Genomic DNA, 4,612 nt, shown 5'->3' with positions numbered 1-4,612 from the left:
GGCCACCGCCGAATGGGTCGATTGGTTCAATCACCGTCGCCTCTACCGCAATTGCGGTGACATGCCGCCCGCCGAACTGGAGGCCGCCTACTACGCTCAACAACCAGCCCAACAAACCGCTGAGCTGTCACACCAATAAGTCTCCGGACTCACCGGGGCGACTCTGGTCCCGGGTCCGGATGTCTATCAACCAGAACGGCTGCACAGACTGTCGGATGACACCTGGGAAGTAGAGCCAGAGCACTGGGTACCAGGCCCTAGCATCCGCAGCCAAGCCACCGCGATCGAATATCGGGACCTGACGCCCCGTACATTCTGATATTTGGTGGAACGCTTGCTGGCCTGGAACTGCCTGCGCCGCAGATGTATCCGCAACCACGAACACCGGGCCCGAACACTACGAAGCCTGGTCGATGGTCATGCTCATGTCCCGCCACCTCGCCGCACCCCGCGCGCGGGAAACATAAGCGGCGCAGCAGATCGCAACCCGCGGCTCGCTATCCAGCAGTCGACCGACCGTCGCCGCCGGTATCGAGGATGGGTGGATGCTTGTCTGCCTCGGGACTCCACGACGCGATCGGTCAGATGTGGCAATGCGCGGTGGTGCAGACCTGCATCGTGCACTGGGTTCTGAGATCGACGACCTGTTGTCGGAGACATACCTGATCGGCGTCAATGACGTAGTGCGGCACGCTTTCGCCAGAGCGATGCGTAGTGGTCGGCAGACCGCTAGCTCCGGGGCTGGTGAGTCTCTCCGAACTCGCTGTCAAGTTGTTGATGTCCCGAGAGGATGGGAAGGCTTGGTACGGCCACCTTTTCGAGGGCACGGTGTGGAAGTCGGCGTTCAGCCGGGCTGGGCTGGTGAAGCGTCGGCAAGTTGACGGTCCCCATGCGCTCAGGCACTTCTATGCGTCTTCGTCTCTGGCAGAAGGCGTTTCCATCCTCGAGCTCGCCGAATATTTGGGTCATCACGACCCTGCTGTCACTCTCCGCTACTACTCGCATCTGATGCCATCGAGCCACCCTTGTGCTCGAAACGCCGTTAATGCATCGCTGTCCCGTGTTCGGGACGCCGGGGTCGACCATCACTGATTCCTGACGGCCTGCTGACGGCCTGGCATCCGACGGCGACCCGATGTAACCCGGTTTCGGATGTTGGGGTCCTGCCCGTCTGGTCATGTAAAACCCTGTTGAACTGGCTTTCCCGGATGCGGTCGACCAGGGATTTGGATCCGGGGAATTCAACCACCGGAAATCCTTCCAAATGGACCGCATGGCCTGATCGTACTTCGAACCGGGGCTTCCAATCGGTAACACGCCACCGACCTGGCGATTCAGGTATTACTGGGCCTCTCCATCAGGTCGCGTCCAGCACGCTTGCCGGGACGCCGTAGGGCAGAAAGCGCACGCGGCGGCGATCGTCGGTGTTGTCGCGATGTGCGCGCAAAGCCTCGAGTTCGCTCGGGAAGACCTGGTCGACCCGGGCCTCGCCGTCGTCGCCGATGGTGAAGATCGCCCACACCCCGCTGCCGGTCTCGCCGGTGGTCTCGGCCTCCGGTTTCGGCGGTCGCGTGCGTTCCGGCTGAACGAACTGACCGAGCAGCGACGCCAGTGGATTGGAGCCCGCGCGATCGATGTACTCCCCGGCTTTCCCGATCAGATCCCGGAAATCGATCCCCGCCTCCCGCAGTGCGCGTTCGAATTCCTCCGGATCGATCCCGAAAGGCCCGTTGTTTGCCATCGCATCTGCTCCTGAAGAAGATTTGAGCGCTACGCCCTCAGTCTCCTCGCACAATCCCGACTCCGCCACGTTGATCTCGACAGCGGCGGCTCCATATCCCTATTTGGATCGAAACCGCTTGGCACCCAAACAATCTTGTCGACAAGGCACGGGTGCGGTCCGCGGATCGTCAAGGTTGCCGTGGTAGGTGGTCGGCTGTCGCGGATGACTGCCGAGCGAACCGCGTCCGGTGCGGTCGTAGGGTTGGGCGGTATGACGCTCGAAGAGGTTGTGGACGAGCTCTATGGGGTACCGCCCGCGGAGTTCGTGGCGGTGCGCACCGAGCGGGCGCGGCAGGCGCGCGACGCCGGGGACAGGGGGCTGGCGACGGCTATCGGGAAGTTGCGGCGGCCGACTGTGGCGGCCTGGGCGGTGAATCTGCTGGCCCGCGCTGCGCCCGAGGATATTCGTGCGTTGCTGGATCTCGGTGCGGCGTTGCGCGAGGCCCAGCGTCGGCTGTCGGGTGAGCAGCTGCGTGTGCTCACCACTCAGCGGCAGCAGTTGCTCAACGTTCTCACTCGGAAGGCTGCCGACCTGGCTGCCGTCCACGGCCCGCGTCCTGCCGAACCGGTTCTCCGTGAAGTCGGCAGCACCCTGCAGGCCGCCCTCGCCGATCCGGAGGTCGCAGAGTTGGTTCGTGCGGGGACCCTCAGCGCCGCCGCCAGCTACGACGGCTTCGGCCCCGCTGCTCTCGTCGCAGTCCCCGCGACCCAACCGAGCACATCCGAGGAGACCGAGTCAGGAAAGTCCGAAGACCGCACTCGCCGCGACCGACAAGCCGCCACGGATTCTCGCCGAACCGGCGATTCCCCGCGTGCAACGAAGCCCACCCCTGACCCGCAGGCTGAGGCGCGCCGCGAGCTCGAACAGACCCTCGCCGATATCGAATCCGCCCGCACCACACTGATTTCCGCCCAGTCCGATCATGACACTGCCGCCGCCGACCTGACTGAGCGCGAATCCCGTATCGCCACCCTGCGCGCAGAGCTGGCCCACGCCGAGGATCACCGCCGTTTCACGGCTGCTACCGAACGTGCCACCCGGGAAGCCCTACGCCGGGCCCGCCAACACCTGGAAGGTCTCGAGCGCCGCATGGAGCAGGCCCGAAACCGGTTGCCCTCTAACTGATTCCGCCAATTGTCGCATCGTCGAGCGGACCCGACGCGACGCGGGAACTACGGCGGATCGGCTGATTCCTCGTGAATCGAGCCGCCGAACGCCCGATGCCCGAACGGGCACAAGGCCTTCGGTGCGGGCGCGGTTCAGGGCAGCGGAATCCACTCGCCGAAGAACCAGAAGCCGTGCTGCTGCGGCTGTTGCGGACCGCCGTGCTGCGGATCCTGCTGCTGGGGACCGCTGGGCTGCGGATCCTGCTGTTGCGGATCGTTGTGCTGGGGACCCTGCTGCTGTGGCTGTTGCTGCTGGGAATCCTGCTGCTGCTGCTGCTGTTGGTCGGGTCCCGGCTGAGCGTTCGCAATGCCGGCACCGGCGCCCAGTACGCCGAGCGCGACGGTGCCTGCGATTGCGGTCTTGGCTAGTTTCGACTTGATCCTCATACACATTCCTTCTGTCGGATCTCGATTCGAGATCGTGGCCGATATGGCAATCGTTGTTGCCGAAGATTTGTCCGCGGTGGGTCGCAGTTAAGTGCGGGCTGTGTAGTGATCAGTTGCCGGTTCGGTCCATTGGGTCATTGCCCATGCCTCCCGGGTCGCCACCGGTGCCGCCCGGGCGGGCGCTCTTGCCTCCCGGACCCCCGCCCCCGCCGTCGAGCCCGGTCCCGATCCCCTCGGAAATCGCGGTGATGGTGGCGGTGCCGTCGGTTTTGGTGGCGTGAATGCTCACCGTGTCACCGGCGTGCAGTGCGGACGCGCCTTTGATGGTGGCGGCGATGGTGTAGGTCTGGGCGTATTTGTCGCTGCTCTCGGCCGTGATGGAGATTGCGGACAGCGCGGTCACGGTGCCGGTTTGCGTCAGCTCGGTGGTGTAGCCGCCGTTGCCGTCGGAGACGACGAACTCTCCATGCAGTGGCGGACCGGTCACCGTGCCGCCACCGGGGCCGGCTGTCATCTCGGTCCCGCCTGGCCCGCCGGGTTCGTGGGCACTGTTCGTGTTCGCGGAGGAACTCGCGTAGACGATGCCGCCACCGGCTGCGGCGAGCACCGCGGCGATTCCTACGGCGGTGACCGTCTTCTTGGCAGTCCAGGCGGAAGTCGGTGCGGATTGGGGTGTGCCCCAGGAGGTTTCGGGGCCGGCAGGGGGTGGCGTGGGGTTGGTCATGCTTTGACCCTGGCCGCCGGAGGTGGGTGTGCGCTGTGCGCGAGGTCTGCATCGCTTAAGTCCGCGTGTTCACAGCTGGTACATAGACACGGCACAGCAACCGCTAATCGTCCGCGTTCATGGTGGGACAATGTCCGCGATGACCACTGGAAACAGCCCGGCCGAACGAGTTGTCATGCACCGAGCCGACGGCAGCGCTATCACCGTGCTCGTGGTGGATGACGAGCCGGTGCTCGCCGAGATGGTGTCGATGGCCCTGCGGTACGAGGGCTGGGACGTCGCGACCGCTGGTGATGGGCGCACGGCCGTCGCCAAGGCGCGCGAGACCCGCCCGGATGTGGTGGTGCTCGATGTGATGTTGCCGGATATGACCGGACTCGAGGTGCTCGGCAAATTGCGCGCGCAGTTCCCGCAGCTGCCGGTGTTGCTGCTGACCGCGAAGGACTCGGTCGAGGACCGCATCGCCGGGCTCACCGCGGGTGGCGATGACTATGTCACCAAACCCTTCAGCATCGAAGAGGTGGTGTTGCGGCTGCGCGCGCTGCTGCGCCG

6 protein-coding genes are annotated in these 4,612 nt (G+C 65.0%); 3 read left to right on the top strand and 3 right to left on the bottom strand.

The window, feature by feature from the left end; translation table 11 throughout:
• The first annotated feature begins 777 nt into the window (after positions 1-777).
• Positions 778-1,092, top strand: coding sequence for a tyrosine-type recombinase/integrase (locus tag JWN03_RS45455; protein WP_366914380.1), 315 nt, complete (start codon positions 778-780; stop codon positions 1,090-1,092).
• A 265-nt stretch (positions 1,093-1,357) separates the two neighbouring features.
• On the opposite strand, the gene JWN03_RS09275 is transcribed toward JWN03_RS45455, so the two are convergent.
• A complete protein-coding gene (locus tag JWN03_RS09275; protein WP_297612647.1) occupies positions 1,358-1,741 on the bottom strand; it encodes a hypothetical protein in 384 nt (127 codons plus the stop codon).
• Positions 1,742-1,945: 204 nt separating this feature from the next.
• Here JWN03_RS09275 and JWN03_RS09270 point away from each other — a divergent pair, with 204 nt between their 5' ends.
• Positions 1,946-2,908 (top strand): hypothetical protein, encoded by a 963-nt coding sequence (locus JWN03_RS09270; protein ID WP_297612645.1) that lies wholly within the window; start codon positions 1,946-1,948, stop codon positions 2,906-2,908.
• Between the two features lie 134 nt (positions 2,909-3,042).
• Here JWN03_RS09270 and JWN03_RS09265 read toward each other — a convergent pair whose 3' ends face one another.
• Positions 3,043-3,336: a hypothetical protein gene (locus tag JWN03_RS09265; protein ID WP_297612643.1), complete on the bottom strand. Its 294-nt coding sequence runs from the start codon at positions 3,334-3,336 to the stop codon at positions 3,043-3,045.
• 109 nt (positions 3,337-3,445) lie between these two features.
• Positions 3,446-4,060, bottom strand: a complete 615-nt coding sequence (locus tag JWN03_RS09260; protein ID WP_297612641.1) for a hypothetical protein — start codon at positions 4,058-4,060, stop codon at positions 3,446-3,448.
• Positions 4,061-4,199: 139 nt separating this feature from the next.
• On the opposite strand from JWN03_RS09260, the gene JWN03_RS09255 reads away from it, so the two are divergent.
• On the top strand, positions 4,200-4,612 hold a 413-nt coding region (locus JWN03_RS09255; protein WP_297612639.1), incomplete at its 3' end, for a response regulator.

Origin of the sequence: Nocardia sp. (assembly GCF_025465275.1) — a bacterium.
Classification (GTDB): domain Bacteria; phylum Actinomycetota; class Actinomycetes; order Mycobacteriales; family Mycobacteriaceae; genus Nocardia.
This window is presented reverse-complemented; position numbering and strand designations above follow the sequence as displayed.